General features: G+C 45.9%; 1 protein-coding gene. It reads right to left on the bottom strand.

Going from position 1 to position 259, the window contains the following annotated elements; genetic code table 11:
- The coding region (locus ACFIM8_RS09370) for a hypothetical protein (protein WP_375614858.1) at nucleotides 1–218 on the bottom strand (218 nt) is incomplete at its 3' end.
- Nucleotides 219–259: the final 41 nt, after the last annotated feature.

The following is a 259-nucleotide window of genomic DNA, read 5'->3' as shown; positions in this document are numbered from 1 at the left end:
TGTCCTTCAACGCGCAACCGATCGCTATCAAAATGGGCGGTAGAGAAAAACTGTTCAACCATAACAGGGAGATAGCGATAAGTAAGATCCGAGTTTTTAGCCACCACGGTGGCTAATCGAACTGAAAACTGATGCAAGGCTTCGAGTAACAAGCCCTGCTTCAAATAGTTATGGGCTAACTCCCAGTGAGAAATATCGATTTGCCCGCAAGCACGCATCGGTGCGGTTAAGGTGATACTCTGACATATACCCAAGAAAT

Source organism: Bartonella sp. AC535YNZD (assembly GCF_042196625.1).
In the GTDB taxonomy this organism is placed as follows: Bacteria; Pseudomonadota; Alphaproteobacteria; order Rhizobiales; family Rhizobiaceae; genus Bartonella.
Note: the sequence above shows the minus strand (reverse complement) of the source record. Positions and strands in the feature narration are given on the sequence as shown.